This is a genomic window from Sphingorhabdus sp., assembly GCF_046154385.1.
In the GTDB taxonomy this organism is placed as follows: Bacteria; Pseudomonadota; Alphaproteobacteria; order Sphingomonadales; family Sphingomonadaceae; genus Sphingorhabdus_B.
The window spans coordinates 20,362-37,848 of record NZ_JBJXFW010000008.1 but is presented as its reverse complement, the minus strand read 5'-3'; the positions used below and the strand labels follow the sequence as shown (position 1 = coordinate 37,848).

The 17,487-nt window shown below is 53.6% G+C and carries 23 protein-coding genes; 15 read left to right on the top strand and 8 right to left on the bottom strand.

The window, feature by feature from the left end; genetic code table 11:
• The first annotated feature begins 15 nt into the window (after positions 1-15).
• The 7 genes from ACKVOS_RS01690 to ACKVOS_RS01660 all read left to right on the top strand — a co-directional run bounded on the left by ACKVOS_RS01690 (position 16) and on the right by ACKVOS_RS01660 (position 5,416).
• Positions 16-288, top strand: coding sequence for a type II toxin-antitoxin system ParD family antitoxin (locus tag ACKVOS_RS01690; RefSeq protein WP_409210292.1), 273 nt, complete (start codon positions 16-18; stop codon positions 286-288).
• Positions 285-575: a type II toxin-antitoxin system RelE/ParE family toxin gene (locus ACKVOS_RS01685; RefSeq protein WP_409210291.1), complete on the top strand. Its 291-nt coding sequence runs from the start codon at positions 285-287 to the stop codon at positions 573-575. The genes ACKVOS_RS01690 and ACKVOS_RS01685 overlap by 4 nt, the downstream gene beginning before the upstream one ends.
• Before the next feature lies 1 nt (position 576).
• The gene (locus ACKVOS_RS01680) at positions 577-1,248 is read left to right on the top strand and encodes a nitroreductase (protein ID WP_409210290.1); all 672 of its coding nucleotides are present in this window, start codon (positions 577-579) and stop codon (positions 1,246-1,248) included.
• Positions 1,249-1,287: 39 nt separating this feature from the next.
• Entirely contained in the window at positions 1,288-2,805 is a 1,518-nt protein-coding gene (gene cysS, locus ACKVOS_RS01675) for a cysteine--tRNA ligase (RefSeq protein WP_409210289.1), read from the top strand.
• 111 nt (positions 2,806-2,916) lie between these two features.
• Positions 2,917-3,867: a D-2-hydroxyacid dehydrogenase gene (locus ACKVOS_RS01670; protein ID WP_409210288.1), complete on the top strand. Its 951-nt coding sequence runs from the start codon at positions 2,917-2,919 to the stop codon at positions 3,865-3,867.
• A gap of 2 nt (positions 3,868-3,869) precedes the next feature.
• The gene (locus ACKVOS_RS01665; protein ID WP_409210287.1) at positions 3,870-4,262 is read left to right on the top strand and encodes a nuclear transport factor 2 family protein; all 393 of its coding nucleotides are present in this window, start codon (positions 3,870-3,872) and stop codon (positions 4,260-4,262) included.
• Complete coding sequence (locus ACKVOS_RS01660; protein WP_409210286.1) at positions 4,259-5,416, top strand: JmjC domain-containing protein; 1,158 nt, start codon at positions 4,259-4,261, stop codon at positions 5,414-5,416. The genes ACKVOS_RS01665 and ACKVOS_RS01660 overlap by 4 nt, the downstream gene beginning before the upstream one ends.
• Positions 5,417-5,583: 167 nt before the next feature.
• On the opposite strand, the gene ACKVOS_RS01655 is transcribed toward ACKVOS_RS01660, so the two are convergent.
• The 3 genes from ACKVOS_RS01655 to groES all read right to left on the bottom strand — a co-directional run bounded on the left by ACKVOS_RS01655 (position 5,584) and on the right by groES (position 8,327).
• Positions 5,584-6,141: a pseudouridine synthase gene (locus ACKVOS_RS01655; protein WP_409210285.1), complete on the bottom strand. Its 558-nt coding sequence runs from the start codon at positions 6,139-6,141 to the stop codon at positions 5,584-5,586.
• Between the two features lie 116 nt (positions 6,142-6,257).
• The gene (groL, locus tag ACKVOS_RS01650; protein ID WP_409210284.1) at positions 6,258-7,913 is read right to left on the bottom strand and encodes a chaperonin GroEL; all 1,656 of its coding nucleotides are present in this window, start codon (positions 7,911-7,913) and stop codon (positions 6,258-6,260) included.
• A gap of 126 nt (positions 7,914-8,039) precedes the next feature.
• Positions 8,040-8,327, bottom strand: a complete 288-nt coding sequence (gene groES / locus ACKVOS_RS01645) for a co-chaperone GroES (protein WP_409210283.1) — start codon at positions 8,325-8,327, stop codon at positions 8,040-8,042.
• 265 nt (positions 8,328-8,592) lie between these two features.
• Here groES and ACKVOS_RS01640 point away from each other — a divergent pair, with 265 nt between their 5' ends.
• From ACKVOS_RS01640 to ACKVOS_RS01615, 6 genes are all read left to right on the top strand, one after another.
• Positions 8,593-8,883 (top strand): DUF2282 domain-containing protein, encoded by a 291-nt coding sequence (locus ACKVOS_RS01640; RefSeq protein WP_409210282.1) that lies wholly within the window; start codon positions 8,593-8,595, stop codon positions 8,881-8,883.
• Between the two features lie 88 nt (positions 8,884-8,971).
• Positions 8,972-9,844, top strand: coding sequence for a DUF692 family multinuclear iron-containing protein (locus tag ACKVOS_RS01635; protein ID WP_409210281.1), 873 nt, complete (start codon positions 8,972-8,974; stop codon positions 9,842-9,844).
• On the top strand, positions 9,828-10,544 hold the full coding sequence (locus ACKVOS_RS01630) for a putative DNA-binding domain-containing protein (protein WP_409210280.1): 717 nt from the start codon (positions 9,828-9,830) through the stop codon (positions 10,542-10,544). Before ACKVOS_RS01635 ends, ACKVOS_RS01630 begins: the two co-directional genes overlap by 17 nt.
• Positions 10,545-10,547: 3 nt before the next feature.
• Entirely contained in the window at positions 10,548-11,000 is a 453-nt protein-coding gene (locus ACKVOS_RS01625) for a DoxX family protein (RefSeq protein WP_409210279.1), read from the top strand.
• Positions 10,997-11,521: a sigma-70 family RNA polymerase sigma factor gene (locus ACKVOS_RS01620; RefSeq protein ID WP_409210278.1), complete on the top strand. Its 525-nt coding sequence runs from the start codon at positions 10,997-10,999 to the stop codon at positions 11,519-11,521. Before ACKVOS_RS01625 ends, ACKVOS_RS01620 begins: the two co-directional genes overlap by 4 nt.
• Before the next feature lies 1 nt (position 11,522).
• Positions 11,523-12,158, top strand: a complete 636-nt coding sequence (locus ACKVOS_RS01615; RefSeq protein ID WP_409210277.1) for an NrsF family protein — start codon at positions 11,523-11,525, stop codon at positions 12,156-12,158.
• A 164-nt stretch (positions 12,159-12,322) separates the two neighbouring features.
• Here the strand turns inward: ACKVOS_RS01615 and ACKVOS_RS01610 are convergent, their stop codons facing one another.
• Genes ACKVOS_RS01610 through hisB form a run of 5 tightly spaced genes read right to left on the bottom strand, consistent with a single transcriptional unit; the run spans position 12,323 to position 15,526 of the window.
• A complete protein-coding gene (locus ACKVOS_RS01610) occupies positions 12,323-12,769 on the bottom strand; it encodes a hypothetical protein (RefSeq protein WP_409210276.1) in 447 nt (148 codons plus the stop codon).
• A gap of 53 nt (positions 12,770-12,822) precedes the next feature.
• Complete coding sequence (gene hisF / locus ACKVOS_RS01605) at positions 12,823-13,602, bottom strand: imidazole glycerol phosphate synthase subunit HisF (protein WP_409210275.1); 780 nt, start codon at positions 13,600-13,602, stop codon at positions 12,823-12,825.
• Positions 13,599-14,327: a 1-(5-phosphoribosyl)-5-[(5-phosphoribosylamino)methylideneamino]imidazole-4-carboxamide isomerase gene (gene hisA, locus ACKVOS_RS01600; RefSeq protein ID WP_409210274.1), complete on the bottom strand. Its 729-nt coding sequence runs from the start codon at positions 14,325-14,327 to the stop codon at positions 13,599-13,601. Before hisA ends, hisF begins: the two co-directional genes overlap by 4 nt.
• On the bottom strand, positions 14,324-14,935 hold the full coding sequence (gene hisH, locus ACKVOS_RS01595; protein WP_409210273.1) for an imidazole glycerol phosphate synthase subunit HisH: 612 nt from the start codon (positions 14,933-14,935) through the stop codon (positions 14,324-14,326). Before hisH ends, hisA begins: the two co-directional genes overlap by 4 nt.
• 3 nt (positions 14,936-14,938) lie before the next feature.
• A complete protein-coding gene (gene hisB / locus ACKVOS_RS01590; RefSeq protein ID WP_409210442.1) occupies positions 14,939-15,526 on the bottom strand; it encodes an imidazoleglycerol-phosphate dehydratase HisB in 588 nt (195 codons plus the stop codon).
• Between the two features lie 94 nt (positions 15,527-15,620).
• Between hisB and ACKVOS_RS01585 the strand changes: the two genes are divergently transcribed.
• Together ACKVOS_RS01585 and fumC are read left to right on the top strand one after the other, a co-directional pair.
• Positions 15,621-16,097: an SspB family protein gene (locus ACKVOS_RS01585; RefSeq protein WP_409210272.1), complete on the top strand. Its 477-nt coding sequence runs from the start codon at positions 15,621-15,623 to the stop codon at positions 16,095-16,097.
• Entirely contained in the window at positions 16,094-17,485 is a 1,392-nt protein-coding gene (gene fumC / locus ACKVOS_RS01580) for a class II fumarate hydratase (RefSeq protein WP_409210271.1), read from the top strand. Before ACKVOS_RS01585 ends, fumC begins: the two co-directional genes overlap by 4 nt.
• Positions 17,486-17,487 lie beyond the last annotated feature (2 nt).

Sequence of the window (17,487 nt, the reverse complement as noted above, 5' to 3'; positions counted from 1 at the left end):
TGATTACGTATGATCATGGCAAAACTCGAACGTATCACTGTCACGATGCCCGAAGAAATGGCCGCCAAAATGCGCGCTGCTGTCGAATCGGGTGAATACGCAACTACCAGCGAGATTGTGCGCGAGGCGTTGCGTGATTGGGAAGAGTATCAGGAAAGGCGTCAGGCCAAGCTTCAGCGACTTCGTGCAGAAATTGAAAAAGGCATGAAAGGTGAAGGGCGTTCAATGGATGACGTTTTCAATGATCTCTTTAAAAAGCTAAAAGACAAAAAGGCGAAAGCCACTTGAAAAAGATCATTGTCGCGCCAGAGGCGGAAGCTGATCTGGACGAGATTACGGATTACATTTCACTGGACAATCCCGACCGAGCAGAGAGTTTTGTTGGCGAAATAATGTCGCGGTTTTTGACGATTGGAGAACGCCCTCGATCGTTTCCGGCTAGATCCGATCTCATGCAAGAATTGCGATCTGCCGTACATGCAAAATATATCATCCTGTTTGTCGAATTTGAAAACCATGTTCGGATTATAAGAGTTTTAAATGGGGCACGCGATCTTGACGAACTATTCTCATAATATGAACGTTACCGAAGCCGTGACTTCTCGCCGTTCGGTGCGCGCATTTATTGATAAGCCTGTGTCACAAGACATCCTCCAACGCGTGCTTCAAAAGGCGCAGCGTTCGCCATCAGGCGGCAATACGCAGCCCTGGAACGCCGTGATGCTGACGGGGCAGCCGCTTGCGGACCTGACCACGAAGATCAAGGCGAAGGCAGCGACCGCTCCCATGGGTGAGGGCCATGAATATGACATCTACCCCAAGGGGCTGGAAGGCCGTTACGAGGACCAGCGTCGCGGTGTCGGAAAGGCCATGTTCGACGCCTTGGGCCTTGCCCGCGAAGATGGCGCAGGCCGAATCGCGCAAATGATGAAGAACTGGGACAGTTTTGGCGCACCCGTGCAGCTGTTCACCTACACCCGCAAATATATGGGCCCGCCCCAATGGTCGGACATGGGTATGTGGTTGCAGACAGTCATGCTGCTGCTGCGTGAGGAAGGCCTCGATAGCTGTGCGCAGGAAATCTGGGCCATGTATGGCACCTATATGCGGGAATTGCTGAACATCGATGATGACCATATCTTCTTCTGCGGCATGGCCATAGGCTATCGCGACCCCGATGCACCTGTGAATGGCTTCACAGTGCCGCGTGTCGAGATCGATCAGGCGATCCGCTGGGAAGGGTTCTGACGGCTTGACCTCGCGCGGCACATCGCGCATCGCCACAATATGACCGAATTACGCCTCTTCAACAGCCTTACCCGGCAACTTGAACCCTTTGTTTCCGTCCATCCCGGCGAAGCACGCGTCTATACCTGCGGCCCCACCGTCTATAACTATCCCCATATCGGCAATATGCGCGCCTATGTATTTGCCGATACGCTGGGCCGCGTGCTGACCTATGCCGGCTATAAGCTGACCCATGTCATCAACATCACCGATGTCGGCCATCTGACCGACGACGCGGATGCCGGTGAAGACAAAATGGAGAAGATGGCGGCCGAGAAAGCCCAATCCATCTGGGACATCGCAAAGCATTATACCGAAGCTTATTGGGCCGACATCAAAGCGCTCAATATCCGGCAGCCTGCGCATTGGTCCATCGCCACCGACTATGTGCCCGCGATGATCGAGTTCGCGAAAAGCATAGCGGACAAGCATTGTTACGAACTGGAAAGCGGTCTCTATTTCGATACATCGACGGTCGCCAACTATGGCGCTCTGGCGCGTGCCAAAACTGAGGACGGCGAAGGTCGCATCGAAGAAGTCGAAGGCAAACGCCACGCCGCCGACTTCGCCATCTGGCGCAAGACACCCGCTGGGGAATCACGGCAGATGGAATGGGACAGCCCATGGGGCAAAGGCGCGCCCGGTTGGCATCTGGAATGCTCGGTCATGTCCGAAGCGCTGCTGGGCTTGCCTTTTGACATTCACACGGGCGGCATCGATCACCGCGAAATCCATCACCCGAACGAAATCGCCCAGAATCAGGCGCGTTGTGGCGGCGACCATAGCGGCGCAAAAATCTGGATGCACAATAACTTCCTGATCGAACGCAGCGGCAAGATGTCCAAATCATCGGGCGAGTTTTTGCGGGTGCAATTGCTCATCGATAAAGGCTTCCACCCCCTCGCCTATCGTCTGATGTGCTTGCAGGCACATTATCGCAGCGAGTTGGAGTTTAGCTGGGAAGGGTTGCAGGCGGCGTTTGTGCGGTTGAAGCGGATGGTGATGGGAGTTTCATCTCTTAAAACCCGTCATGCTGAACTTGTTTCAGCATCCATCGTGCAGAATGAACTGTCGTCTGATGCGGAAAAATGGACCCTGAAACAAGTTCAGGGTGACGATGCTGTGGAATCAACAGGCCAGATTGAACGCAGAATAGGTACAATGAGGTTTGAAGAGGTAATATTCGACGATTTGAACACGCCGGAAGCACTTACCTCTATTGATTGGATATTCTCCCTCAAGCAGGAAACCCCCGAGGCGAAGCTTGCAACAATTGCTAAAATGGACTCCGTTCTTGGTCTCGATCTGTTATCCCTAACCCGATCCGACCTCCGCATCCGCCCCAAAGCCGCCATCATCACCGAAGCGGAAATAGGAACTGCCCTCGCCGCCCGCAAGGAAGCGCGCGCTGCGAAAGACTTTGAACGATCCGACGCGATCCGCGATGACCTGATTGCAAAGGGCGTAGAAGTTATGGACGGCGATCCATTGGGTTGGGATTGGATGTTGGATGTTTGACGCTCCCTCCGCCGTTCGTGTCGAGCGCAGTCGAGACACCTTTCGGCTGCGCATGACCTCACGGCATCTCGAATGGGCACCATGTGAATGGTATTTGGGAGATATCGAATAATGATCGCAGGCAAAACCAAGCTCATAATGGCTGGCCACGTCCGGCCATTGGTTGAACCTCGGCTTCCGGATTGGGTGGAACCGCACTGGTTCATGTCCAAGGACGAGGCATTGGAATTGGCGCCGATGGCGGAAATTGGCTGGTTCGACATGTATGACAAGGCAGATATGGCCGCTGTTATCGGGGCCGCCACGCAGATGAAATGGCTCAACTCCATCTATGCTGGTGTCGATGGCATGCCTTTGGCCCAACTCAAAAAACAAGGTTGCATGGTCACCAACGGCGCGGGCATCAATGCGATTACCATTGCCGAATATGTGGTGATGGGCATGTTGACTGTGGCGAAGGGTTATCGCGAAGTCGTCCGTGCGCAGGAACGGCGCGAATGGCTGCTGGATTCACCGGGCAAGGTCGAACTTTATGGTTCAAAGGCGTTGCTGCTGGGCTATGGCGCGATCGGCAAGTTGATTGAAGAGCGGCTCAAGCCTTTTGGGGTCGATGTCACCATCGTGCGCCGGACACCGGGACCAACAAGCCTAGCTCCCGACGCATGGCGTGCGCGTTTGGGCGAATTTGACTGGGTCATTCTCGCCGTTCCTGCCACCGCAGAGACCGACGATATGATCGGAGCGGACGAGTTGGCTGCGATGAAGCAGAGCGCCGTTCTGATCAACATTGCTCGAGGTTCGGTCGTCGAGCAGGATGCGTTGGTCAAGGCGCTTAAAGACAAGCAGATTGGCGGGGCTTTTCTGGATGTCACAATGCCGGAGCCCCTGCCCGCAGACCATATCTTGTGGACGCTCGATAATGCCCATGTCACAATGCATCTTTCGGGTCGAGCGCAGGACAAGATGTTTATACGTTCAGCCACACGCTTCTTCGAGAATCTGGAACGCTACCGAAAGGGCGAGAAGCTGGAACCCCTCGTAAATCTAGATCTGGGATATTGAATATGGCACATAATCCGTCTGAAATCTGGCATAAAGTGGCCCTTTCACGCGATGTCGACGCGATTGCCGCTATCCTGCATGACGACTGCATTTTCGAAAGCCCGGTGGTTCACACCCCGCAACTGGGCAAGGCAATCACCGCCAAATATCTGGCCGCAGCCGGTCAAACGCTGGGTAATAGCGATTTTGCTTATATCGGAGAATGGCATCGCGAAAATTCGGCAATATTGGAATTCCAAACCGTTATCGACGGAATTGCGATCAACGGCATCGATATGATCAGTTGCGATGACGACGGTCTGATCACCCATTTCAAGGTCATGGTCCGCCCATTGAAGGCAGTGAACATGCTTCACCAGAAAATGGGCGAGATGCTGATGAAGATGTCCGGGTGACTTTTCCCACATTTTCCGGCTTCGATGTCACCACATTTTTGCGGGATTACTGGCAGCAAAAACCGCTCCTGATCCGGAACCCTTGGACGAGCTGGGCCAATCCACTTGAACCCGACGAGCTGGCAGGTTTGGCGTGTGAACCGGAGGTGGAATCCCGTCTTGTTATCGGTGCACAAGGCAGTTGGGCGGTGGAGCACGGTCCCTTGGCCGAAGCGCGCTTTGCCCGTCTGGGACAAGAACCTTCGACATTGTTGGTTCAGGCGGTGGATCACCATGTTCCTGAAGTGGCGGCCCTTATCGCGCCGTTTCGGTTTATTCCCGACTGGAGGATAGACGATGTGATGGTCAGCTATGCAACCGATGGCGGCGGAGTCGGTCCGCATTTTGATCAATATGACGTGTTCCTTATTCAAGGAAGCGGAAGCAGACGTTGGCGTGTCGGACAGCATTGCGGCCCCGAAAGCCCGCTGCTGCCACATGATGAATTGCGATTGCTGGCCAATTTTGAAGCCACCGACGAATGGCTATTGGAACCCGGGGATATTCTCTACGTACCTCCTCGTATCGCCCATGATGGGGTTGCCGTAGGCGATGGTTGCATGACATATTCAGTCGGCTTTAGAGCGCCGTCCCGTAGTGAACTTATTACACATTTTGTTGACGATCTGGTTGCCGAGATGCAGGATGATGACCGTTATGTCGATCCTGGAATTTCCACACAAAACAACCCCGGTGAAATTTCAGGCGATGCCTTGGCAAGGCTGCATCATATGGTAACCGAAAAACTGGCCGATCGGCAAAGCTTTGCCCGTTGGTTTGGTGGATATAGCACAACGCCTAAATATCCCGAAGTTGACTGGACACCCGAAGACCCCTTCTGTGTCGAAGAAGTCAGCCTGAAATTGGTCAATGGCGTTGCGCTGACGCGCAATCCAGCAAGCCGGTTTTCCTTTATTCAAAGTGGCCATGGCGTCGAATTGTTCGTCGACGGCCAATGTTTCCCGTGCAGCGGCGGCGATGAAGTCTTTGCCAGATTATTGTGCGCGCAAAACCGTTTGGCCGTCGTGCCAGAACTGGCTTGTTCTGAAACAGTCCAGTTGTTGATTATGCATCTTCTCAACATGGGTTGCATCGCGTTCGAATGGGACGAATGAAACCGTGGTGAAAACACGATTGAGCATCTGCTCCAAAAAGCAGCGCTATGACACCCTGCCAGATGCACAGGCAGCAGCGCAGAATGCAAAGATACTTCTGCACCCATATTTGTGCGACCGCTGTCGTAAATTTCATCTCACAAGCCGGACCAAGGGCAAACGGATCGTTAGGCCGGACCGGCAACCTCGCGCCACTTCCCTTGCTCAAGATTTTCGACATTCCAATCGCCAATAGCCCAACGAACAAGACGCAATGTTGGAAAGCCTATCGCTGCGGTCATGCGCCGCACCTGCCGGTTTCGCCCTTCATATATGGTCAGTTTCATCCAGCTGTCGGGTACGGATTTACGAAAGCGAATTGGCGGATCGCGCGGCCACACATCAGGGTCGGCAATAGCTTCGGCATGTGCGGGTAACGTCATGCCATCTTTTAGGTGCAGGCCGGTTCGCAAATTCGCCAATGCTTCATCCGAAACATTACCTTCGACCTGCACCAAATAGGTTTTAGACATTTTGAACCTGGGATCGGATATCCGGGCTTGCAATCGCCCATCATCGGTAAGCAGCATGAGCCCTTCGCTGTCCAAATCCAGACGTCCGGCAGGATAGACATCTGGGATATCTATGTAATCCGACAATGTCGGACGTGACGAACCACCGATACCGGTGTCGGTAAATTGCGGCAAAACACCAAATGGTTTGTTGAACAGGATCAATCGGGACATAGCCTGCCCTTACTCGGCTTTTTCTTGTGGCAATATCACTTTCAAGTTTTCCACCAAAAAGGCCGGTGAGTTTCCCCACCGGCCCTTTGTATTTCAGCCTGAGCTGAGCGTCGGACTTAGAAGTCCATACCGCCCATTCCGCCCATTCCGCCCATGCCACCGGGCATTCCGCCGCCGCCAGCAGACTTGTCTTCTGGTGCGTCGGAAATTGCAGCTTCCGTGGTGATGAGAAGGCCGGCAACCGATGCCGCATCCTGCAACGCGGTACGAACAACCTTGGTTGGGTCGATCACGCCTGCCTTGACAAGATTTTCATAAACGTCGGTTGACGCATTGAAGCCCATGGTTTCGTCATTTTCACGCAACAAGTTACCAGCGACAACAGCGCCATCAACGCCTGCATTCTGGGCAATCTGGCGCAGCGGCGCTTCGATTGCCTTGCGGATGATGTCAACACCGCGGGTCTGGTCATCATTGGCACCCTTGGTGTTTGCCAATGCCTTGGTTGCGTACAACAAGGCTGTACCGCCGCCAGGAACAATGCCTTCTTCAACAGCTGCGCGGGTTGCGTGCAGCGCATCGTCTACGCGATCCTTGCGTTCTTTCACTTCAACTTCGGTCGAACCACCGACCTTGATGACGGCAACGCCGCCGGCCAATTTGGCCAAACGTTCTTGCAACTTTTCCTTGTCGTAATCAGACGTGGTGTTTTCGATCTGCGAACGGATCGCTTCGACGCGGCCCTTGATCGCATCGGTTTCACCTGCGCCGTCGACGATGATCGTGTTGTCCTTGTCAATGGTGACGCGCTTGGCCTGACCCAGCATTGCAAGTGTAACGGTTTCAAGCTTGATGCCCAAATCTTCGCTGATCATTTCACCCTTGGTGAGGATCGCGATATCTTCCAGCATCGCTTTGCGACGATCGCCAAAGCCAGGGGCCTTGACGGCAGCAATCTTCAGGCCGCCACGCAGCTTGTTGACTACCAAAGTTGCAAGCGCCTCGCCTTCCACGTCTTCGGCGATGATCAGCAGCGGACGGCCCGACTGCACCACAGCTTCGAGGATCGGCAACATGGCTTGCAGATTGCCGAGCTTCTTTTCATGGATCAAGATGTAAGGATTATCGAGTTCGACAGACATCTTTTCGGTGTTGGTGATGAAGTAAGGCGACAAATAACCGCGGTCAAACTGCATGCCTTCAACAACGTCGAGCTCGCTTTCACGGCCCTTTGCTTCTTCGACAGTGATAACGCCTTCTTTGCCGACCTTTTCCATGGCCTTGGCAATCATTTCACCGATTTCGGTTTCGCCGTTTGCAGAAATGGTGCCGACTTGGGCAACTTCAGACGAACCGGCAACAGGCTTGGAGCGCTGAACAAGATCAGCAACAACGGCCGTCACGGCAAGGTCGATACCACGTTTCAAATCCATCGGATTCATTCCAGCGGCAACCGACTTCATACCTTCGCGCACGATGGCTTGTGCCAAAACGGTCGCAGTGGTCGTGCCGTCACCGGCAATGTCGTTGGTTTTCGAAGCAACTTCGCGAACCATTTGTGCGCCCATATTTTCGAACTTGTCTTTCAGTTCGATTTCCTTGGCGACGGTAACGCCGTCCTTGGTGATGCGTGGTGCGCCGAAGCTTTTGTCGATTACGACATTGCGGCCCTTTGGACCCAGGGTCACTTTCACCGCATCGGCAAGAATGTCTACGCCGCGCAGGATGCGTTCACGCGCATCGCGGCCGAATTTCACGTCTTTAGCAGCCATGATATTATTCCTTTTGTTCAAAACAAATATGTGTGGCCCGTCACCCTGAACTTGTTTCAGGGTCTTAATCCGGGCCGTCGAAAGTAAGACCCTGAAACAAGTTCAGGGTGACGGCGGTTGCGTGGGTTAGGAAACGATCCCGAGGATATCCGATTCCTTCATAATCAACAGGTCTTCCCCATCGATCTTGACTTCGGTTCCGGACCATTTGCCAAACAGGATCTTGTCGCCAGCCTTGACGTCGAGCGGAGTTACAGTGCCATCATCGGCCTTGTTACCCGAACCGACGGCGACAACTTCGCCTTCTTGCGGCTTTTCCTGAGCGGTGTCGGGGATGATAATCCCACCAGCGGTTTTTGCTTCGGCCTCGACCCGACGGACGAGGACACGGTCATGCAACGGACGAAATGCCATGTTGAACCTTCCTTTTAACTGTTTCGCCATCCCGCCACTCCCGCAGGGAAGCAGGTGACGGCAATGAATAGATGTTGGCACTCACCAAGTGCGAGTGCTAACGGAGCCCAGATAGGGTGTTTTTGTGACGGGTCAAGGACCGCGCAAAAGATTTTTTATGCATATTGTAACCATCGGCCTGCGCATATCGAATGATTGACAGGACCGGATGATTGATGGTCCATTCCCCTCTGGCTTATTGCCCGAACAGATTTGGAGAATCACGATGAACACTATGTTGTTGAAACTTGCCGGTGCCGCTGCAGCCCTTTCTGCCGCCGCTACTATGGCCGCCGCCCCTGCCCAGGCCGCTGGCGATAAAGAAAAATGCTATGGCGTTTCATTGAAAGCCAAGAATGATTGCGCCGCAGGACCAGGCACAAGCTGTGCAGGCACATCGACTGCCGATTATCAAGGTAATGCCTGGAAATATGTTGCCAAAGGCACATGCGAAAAAATGGGTGGTTCACTTGCCGCGAAAAAGGGCAACGCAAAGCCCGTGCCCATGAAGGGCTAAACTAATTTGCCGCCATTTTGGACGCAATTGGCATTCAATCGAACGCGTTCAGGGTGACGGCTAAATTTTGAGAGTTTATGGTTTGCGGATGGACATCAGACCTTTCCCCTCCCTCCTTCCTCCTTCGGTCGGGATAGGTTTGAAACCGCAACATTATGAATCGTTGCTTGATCCTTCATGCCCATCGGGTCGCTCTTGTTGGGTCGAAGTCCATCCGCAGAACTATTTTGGAGATGGCGGTCCACCGCATCGTTGGTTGACCGCCATCGCCGAACGTTATCCACTCAGCTTCCATTCGGTCGGGCTATCTCTCGGTTCCGCCGATGGATTGAACAGTTACGACCTTGATCGTATCGCTTTGCTGTGCGACTTATATCAGCCTGCGTCGGTTTCTGATCATTTGAGCTTTTCGGGCAATGCCCATAACCGTTTCGCTGACCTACTTCCCGTTCCCTATACAAGGCCGTCACTTGACCATTTTGCAGGCGAAATCGGTAAAGTTCAGGATCGGCTGAAACGCCCGATCCTTATTGAAAATCCCTCCCGCTACCTCGCATACCGCGGCGATGAGATGGAAGAAGTCGAGTTTATATCGAGGCTGATACGTGTCAGCGGATGCGGGCTTTTGTTCGATATCAACAATGTCGAAGTCTCGGCAACCAATCTGGGATTTTCGCCATTATCCTATCTCGACGCAATCGATCCTGCGATGGTCGGAGAAATCCATTTGGCAGGCCATGCCGTTGAACATCATGAAAGCGGGCCCTTGTTGATCGACGATCATGGGAGTCATGTTACCCAAACAACATGGGATATGTACCGCCAATTCATCGGGCGCGCGGGGGCGATCCCAACTTTAATAGAGTGGGATACCGATGTACCGGATTATCCTGTGCTGATGGAGGAGGCCGAAAAAGCGCAAGTTATAATGGACGAGGCCTGCTATGCTTTCGCTGGTTGAAGCGCAGAATAATTTCATCGACACAATAAACGAAGGGCCGGACCGTCTGGATCCGCAACTATTTGATGGCCCTGCCGACCGGATCATATTAGGTTTAAAGGCGCACGCGAATACTATAAACCATGCACGAATTGTTGCTTTGGAAGACACATTTCCTCTGACACGCGAATATATCGGCGATGCGGAATTCAACCGATTAGCCCGCGATTTTGTCGAAAGCGAAATTGCGCGGGCCAGTGATAATAATCATATCGGATTGCGCTTCCCATATTGCCTGGGCGATGCAGCCACCATTGAACTGGCGCAAATTGAATGGGCATGGCTTGAAAGTTACAACGCGGCAGAAGCGACCGCCCTCACCCTTTCCGAACTGAGCGGATTGGATCAAACCCATCTTTTGGAATTGCCGATAGCGCCACATCCCTCTGCGCGGCTTGTTCCGATTTCCTCGCCTATGGTAATTGCGGTTGAAAATCTGACGGATATGCAGCCATCGGCAATATTAACCGTTCGTCCCGAAACCGAAGTGCGCCTCGTTCCGCTAAACCGCATCCAAATGGCGATATGCGCAGCTTCGGCAGAGAATAATGTAGTTTTGGGTAACCTTTTGGCGATCGCCATCGAACAGGCAGGTGAACAGGCTCCTCTGGATCCAATTTTTCACCTCATCGGCGCAGGTGCGCTGATCAAAGCTGGATGATGTATGAACGCTCTTTTAGTGCCCTATAACCGCATCGTTGCGACATTTTCGTCTGCGCTTGCCGAATCCATTATGCTCTTGTTCGTGCGCATTTCCCTGGCAGGAATTTTTTGGCGTTCCGGGCGTACAAAAGTGGAAGAAGGCAGTTGGCTAACGGTAAGTGACACAGCAAAATTCTTGTTTGAAGAAGAATATAGCGGTGTACCGCTCCCTTCCGAATTTGCGGCTTACATGGCGACTTATTCCGAACATTTGTTTCCCATCTTGCTCGTGATCGGGCTCTTTACACGTCTATCTGCGCTCGCATTATTCGGTATGACCATGGTCATCCAGATTTTTGTCTACCCGGAGGCATGGTGGTCGGTTCATATGATCTGGGTTGCACTTGCGTTCGTTCTGATCGTTCGCGGTGGCGGAAAGCTCTCCCTTGATGCGTTGTTGACGAAACCGAAATGATTGCCCGCGAAGAAACAATGCGAGACCTGATGCGCCTTGCTCAGGCGGGTGACAAACAGGCCTATGCCGTGTTGCTGGAGCAAACCGGACGCTGGCTTGCGCGGTTCTTTGCCCACAAGATTGCGGCCGATGCAGTTGATGATCTGGTGCAGGACACGCTCATTTCATTACATCGCAAGCGGGCGAGTTACGATCCTTCCCGACCGTTCTTGCCTTGGCTCGCGGCCATCGCGCGTTATCGCTGGGTTGATCGCCTGCGGCAAACATATCGCCATGCCGCCGATGAATTGCAGGACCAGCATAGCGAAGACAGTCATGAAGATGTCGTTGGTGCAAAAATCAGCATCGACAACTTGCTGCATCAATTACCACAGGCGCAGGCACTTGCCATTCGCCTCGTCAAAATCGACGGCCTCAGCATAGCCGAGGCCTGCATTAAATGCGGCCAGTCCGAACCATTGGTTAAAGTAAACATACATCGTGGCCTCAAGAAGCTGGCCATGCTTATCGAGAGTGAATGATATGAATAAGAGTTTCGATATCGCCGCACTGGTTGATGATCTTGAACCGGTCAAACCGATGCGACAAAATGTGCCCCTCGCCTTTCTGGCCGCTATCACTATCGCTGCAACATCAATAGTTGTGTGGACGCAAGGTATGCGTGCCGACGTGCTTGCAGGCCATCCCGACGAGATGTTCCTGATCCGCGCGGGCGTGTTATTGCTTCTGGGCGGCGCGACCGGTTATGCGGTTACGTCAATGGCGAGTCCTGCTGTCGGCAGAAGCCAGAATGGTTGGCAGATGGCGCTGGCCGCTGCTGCCGTTTTTCCACTCGCCGCAATTGTGGTTGCATCGACCGGAGATATTGGCCCCGCAATGTCTGCGATGGAATCCGGTATTCGCTGTATGTCATACAGCCTGATTGCAGCCCTTGCGACGGCCGTGCCTATGGTGGTGTGGCTCCGCAAAGGCGCACCTTCTTCGCCCGAGCGTGCAGGCTGGCTAACCGGCGTGGCCTCTGGCGGGCTGGGTGCATTTGCCTATAACCTGCACTGCCCATTCAATAACGTGGTCTATATAGGGCTTTGGTACAGCCTGTCGCTTATCATCTGTGCGGTAGTTGGCCGTTTGGTAGTGCCCCGCTTGATTAGGTGGTGAGAAACCAGCATCATTCTCTTTGTCACCAGCACGTGACCGAAGGTCAATGGCCCAATTGCATGCAGTTGCAGCCGTTGGCCGGATAATGATGACGCACAATTGATGACATCTTAAACCTTAAGCTAAAATGTCAATATCCAGCTTTTACGATTACGACCTTGCTTTCAATTAGTCTCTTTTATTTTGGCGATTGCTTCAGACGATGCCTGCGACAAAAGGTTTTCGTTCGCAACCTTTTGTTGATTGACGACATTTTGTAAGATGCTGGCAAGATTTGTAAGTTCGTCATGCCCGAATGTGTCTTCTGTCGCAAATTTGCAAATCAAGTTAAGGTCATTTTCAGCCAGATTTTCGTATGCGGAAATGTGGTTTGCATTCCACGCGCTTTGATTTCGCTCGACGACATCGTCCACTATTGAATCAAAACTGGGCTGATAAAAGCCTCTACTCGCGTCGTAAGTCGCTATCTGCGGTTGCCAAACAGATAGTTTTTCAGTTAATTGGTTTTTGAAAATCGAGGCTTGATTTTCGCATTTGGAAATCGCCTCGGGCGTACATTCCTGCGGACATTTGCCACATCCCGCGAGCACAAACAAAAATAGAATAGTCATTATTTTTACCATCTGCCGATGGTAGAACGTCAAGCTAAAGAAATGATTACTTATCAGGCGACTGCCGATCGTCCTACGCTCCGCGCAGGAAGCCCCGCTGCCTGCAATGCGGCATGGGCTTGCGCAATGCTGTGCTGACCAAAATGGAAAATGGATGCGGCGAGTACGGCGCTGGCATGACCTTGGCGCACGCCCTCAACTAGGTGGTCAAGATTGCCGACACCGCCGCTTGCAACGACTGGCACATTAACCGCATCGGCTATCGCCCGGGTTAAAGCAAGATCATAGCCGTCACGTGTCCCGTCACGGTCCATGCTGGTGACAAGCAGTTCCCCTGCCCCTAGCGCAGCCAGCTTAACCGCGTGCTCCAATGCATCGATACCTGTCGGATTGCGGCCTCCGTGGGTGAAAATTTCCCATCGATCACCTGTGCGTCTTGCGTCAACCGAGGCAACAACGCACTGGCTGCCAAAACGTTCGGCGATATCGGCGACAACCTCGGGCCGGGCCACCGCTGCGCTATTAACAGCGACCTTGTCCGCACCTGCCAACAGCAACGCGCGCGCGTCCTCTGCACTCCGCACTCCGCCGCCAACAGTCAGCGGCATAAAGCACACTTCTGCAGTGCGCCGGACTACATCGATAATAGTGCCGCGTCCTTCGTGGCTGGCACCGATATCAAGGAAACAAAGCTCGTCCGCACCCGCTGCATCATAAGCCTGCGCCTGTTCGACGGGATCACCTGCATCGCGCAGGTCGACGAAATTTACGCCTTTGACGACGCGGCCGTTGGAAACGTCGAGGCAAGGAATGACGCGGATGCGGACAGTCACGCCCGCTCCGCCATCGCAATCGCTGTCGCCAGATCCAGCCGGCCGTCATAAATCGCACGACCAGTAATCACGCCCTCAATCCCGTCTTTCGCGTGCAGCGACAGCATGTGGATATCATCGATACCCTTCACGCCTCCGCTGGCAATCACCGGTATTTTTACCCGTCGCGCCAGATCAACCGTTGCTTCGATATTGCATCCAGTCAACATTCCGTCGCGGCCGACATCGGTGAACAGTATCGATGCAACACCGGCGTCTTCAAACCGGCGGGCGAGATCGACGACCGGCATATCGGACTTTTCGGCCCAGCCCTCGGTGGCCACAAAGCCATCGCGTGCATCGACCGCAACGACGATGCCATTTTCGAACTCGCGGGCCATGTCCTTGACGAATTGGGGATCTTTCAGAGCCGCCGTGCCGATTACCAGCCGCGCCACGCCCATGTCGAACCAGCGCTCGACGGTCTGCGGATTGCGTATGCCGCCGCCAAGCTGAATATAGCCGGGAAAATTCTCGATAATGCCTTCGACCGCCTCGGCATTTTCGGGCTTGCCAGCAAACGCGCCGTCAAGATCAACTACATGCAGAAATTCCGCGCCCTGCTCCGCAAAGAGAAGCGCCTGTGCCGCCGGATCATCGGCATAGACCGTCGCACGGTTCATATCACCCTCTGCCAAGCGAACCACTTCGCCGCCCTTAAGATCAATTGCGGGAAAAACGATCATGGCCGCCACTCCAGAAAACGTTTAAGAAAATTTACGCCATAGGCTTGGCTTTTTTCGGGATGGAATTGCACACCCATAATATTGTCCTTGCCGACTGCGGCCACCAGCATTCCGCCATGATCGCTCGTCGCCAGAACATCAGCTGCATTCTCTGCATCAAAATGATAGCCGTGCAAGAAATAGGCTTCGCCGGTCTCGACCAACGGCGCGCCTTCCTTCGGCGTTACGTCATTCCAGCCCATATGCGGTACTTTCAGTCCGGCCGCTGGCTCAATCGCGCGTACCGTGCCCTTTATCCATCCCAGCCCCGGCGTCGTTCCGTGCTCAACCCCTGCATCAGCTAGAAGCTGCATGCCAACGCAAATGCCAAGGAACGGAATGCCGTCGCTATGCACTTTGCGCTCCATCGCTTCAATCATGCCGTCAATGGCCGACAAAGCCTCAAAGCAATGGGCAAATGCCCCGACCCCCGGCAACACAATCCGGTCGGCTTTCGCCACCACATCGGGATCTGCGGTAACAACAACATCTTCCGCCCCTGCCGCTTTCAACGCATTATGCACAGAATGCAGATTACCCGCGCCATAATCAATCAGCGCGAGAGTCACGGCTTAGAGCATCCCCTTGGTGGACGGAATTGCATCCGCTTTGCGCGGATCAATCTCGACGGCTTGCCGTAACGCGCGTGCCAAAGCCTTGTAGCAGCTTTCGACTATATGGTGATTGTTCGAACCATAAAGATTTTCGATATGCAGCGTAATGCCAGCCGCCGTCGCAAAGCTATGGAACCAGTGTTCGATCAACTCGGTATCCCATTCACCCAGCCGCGGCATGCCAAGCGACACTTTCCAAACAAAATAAGGCCGCCCAGAAATATCCAGCGCGCAGCGAGTCAGCGTTTCATCCATTGGCGCATAAGCCGTTCCGTATCGCGTTATGCCGCGTTTATCGCCCAGCGCCTGCAACACTGCCTCACCAATCGCAATTCCCGTATCTTCGGTCGTATGATGTTGATCGATGTGCAGGTCACCTATGGCTTTCACCCTGAGATCAATGAGCGAATGCCGCGACAATTGTTCCAGCATATGATCCAGAAACCCAATGCCCGTGGAAACTTCATACACGCCACTGCCGTCGAGATTAACCTCGACATCAATCGACGTTTCATTGGTTTTGCGGCTAATGGTCCCGGAGCGCATGGGCGTCGCTATACGCATAATCTCGCGCTTGGCAAGTTGACTTGGCAGCAACAAGTATCTTGATTTCAACCTCTCTACGGTCCACCAAGCGCCAATGAGTGAAGAGCATTTCGACAGCATGATTCCCTATGACGACGTTGTGCAAGAGGCACTGCGCGCCGTTGTGGGTCGTGTGCTGGGCGATGTTGCGCTTAACGGCCTTCCTGGCGACCATCATTTCTATATTACTTTCAAAACACAAGCGCCCGGAGTTGCCATTCCGTCCCATCTGCACGAACGATTCCCTGATGAGATGACAATCGTTTTGCAGCATAAATATTGGGACTTGAAAGTTGAGTCGGACCATTTTGAGGTAGGCCTGTCTTTCAGCCAGATACCTTCGCATCTATTTATACCTTATTCCGCGATCACGGCATTCGTTGATCCTGCTGTAGATTTTGCTCTGCAATTCCACGTCGACGCGGGTGAAAGCGGTCCAGAACCGCACGAAGTTGCTGGCAACGATGAGCCTGCGGTTATGGTCGAAGACGGCTCCAACGTTGTAAGCGTGGATTTCGGGCGTAAAAAGTGACGGCGAACACCCGCACTGAATTTGATAGTTTTGGCCCCATTGAAGTTCCCGTAGCGACATATTGGGGCGCACAAACGCAGCGCAGCATCGCGAATTTTCCCTTCCCCGCCCATGAACGGATGCCCATAGGGATCATATACGGATTGGCGCACGTCAAGCGGGCAGCCGCGATTGCACATAAAACGTCCGGCGCGTTGGAACCAAGGATCGCAGACGCGATCATCGCCGCCGCCGACCGCATTTTGGCCGGCGAGTTTGACGACCAGTTTCCACTGGTCATCTGGCAAACGGGTAGCGGCACGCAATCGAATATGAATGTGAATGAGGTGATTGCGGGCATCGCCAACGAAGTGCTGACGGGTACGCGCGGCGGCAATGCACCCGTGCATCCCAATGACCATGTGAACAAGGGGCAATCGTCCAACGACAGTTTCCCGACGGCCATTCATGTCGCCGTGGCCCTCGCGACCCATCATAAATTACTGCCATCTTTGGCACTTCTTACCGAAGCGCTTATGTCTAAATCGGCGGCCTGGTCCGACATTATCAAAATCGGCCGCACACATTTGCAAGATGCAACGCCTCTCACTCTCGGTCAGGAATTTTCAGGCTATGTGGCCCAACTGATCGCGAACCGGGCCCGAATCGAAGGCACCGTCCTCCACAATGTCCAGAAACTGGCGCAAGGCGGAACAGCGGTCGGTACCGGTTTAAATGCGCCTGAGGGGTTTGATCGGGCAATTTCAACCCAAATTTCCGCAGCTACCGGAATAGAATTTGAACCCGCACGCAACAAGTTCGAAGCACTCGCATCCAATGACGGCCTGGTGCAGATGTCCGGCGTTTTGAATACACTTGCCGTCAGCCTGACAAAAATCGCGAACGATATACGCCTGCTGGGCTCCGGTCCGCGTTCAGGGCTTGGGGAACTTTTGCTTCCGGAAAACGAACCGGGCAGTTCAATCATGCCGGGCAAGGTCAATCCCACGCAATGCGAAATGCTGACAATGGTCGCAGCACAGGTCATCGGCAATCATCAGGCGGTGACCATTGGCGGCCTTCAAGGTCACTTGGAATTGAATGTTTTCAAACCTTTAATCGGCGCAAATGTAATACGGTCAATTGAGCTGCTGAGCATCGGCATGGACACATTCGCCCGAAAATGCGTGGACGGACTTGAACCTGACCGCGACCGGATAGCAGGGTTGATGGAACGATCATTGATGCTGGTCACCGCACTCGCACCGGCCATCGGTTATGACAATGCCGCTAAAATCGCAAAACAGGCCCATGCCAGCGGCTCCACCTTACGCGAAGCCGCTTTGGCGTCGGGCCTGGTTGACGAAAAGACCTTCGATACCCATGTCAGACCAGAAGATATGATTTAGGA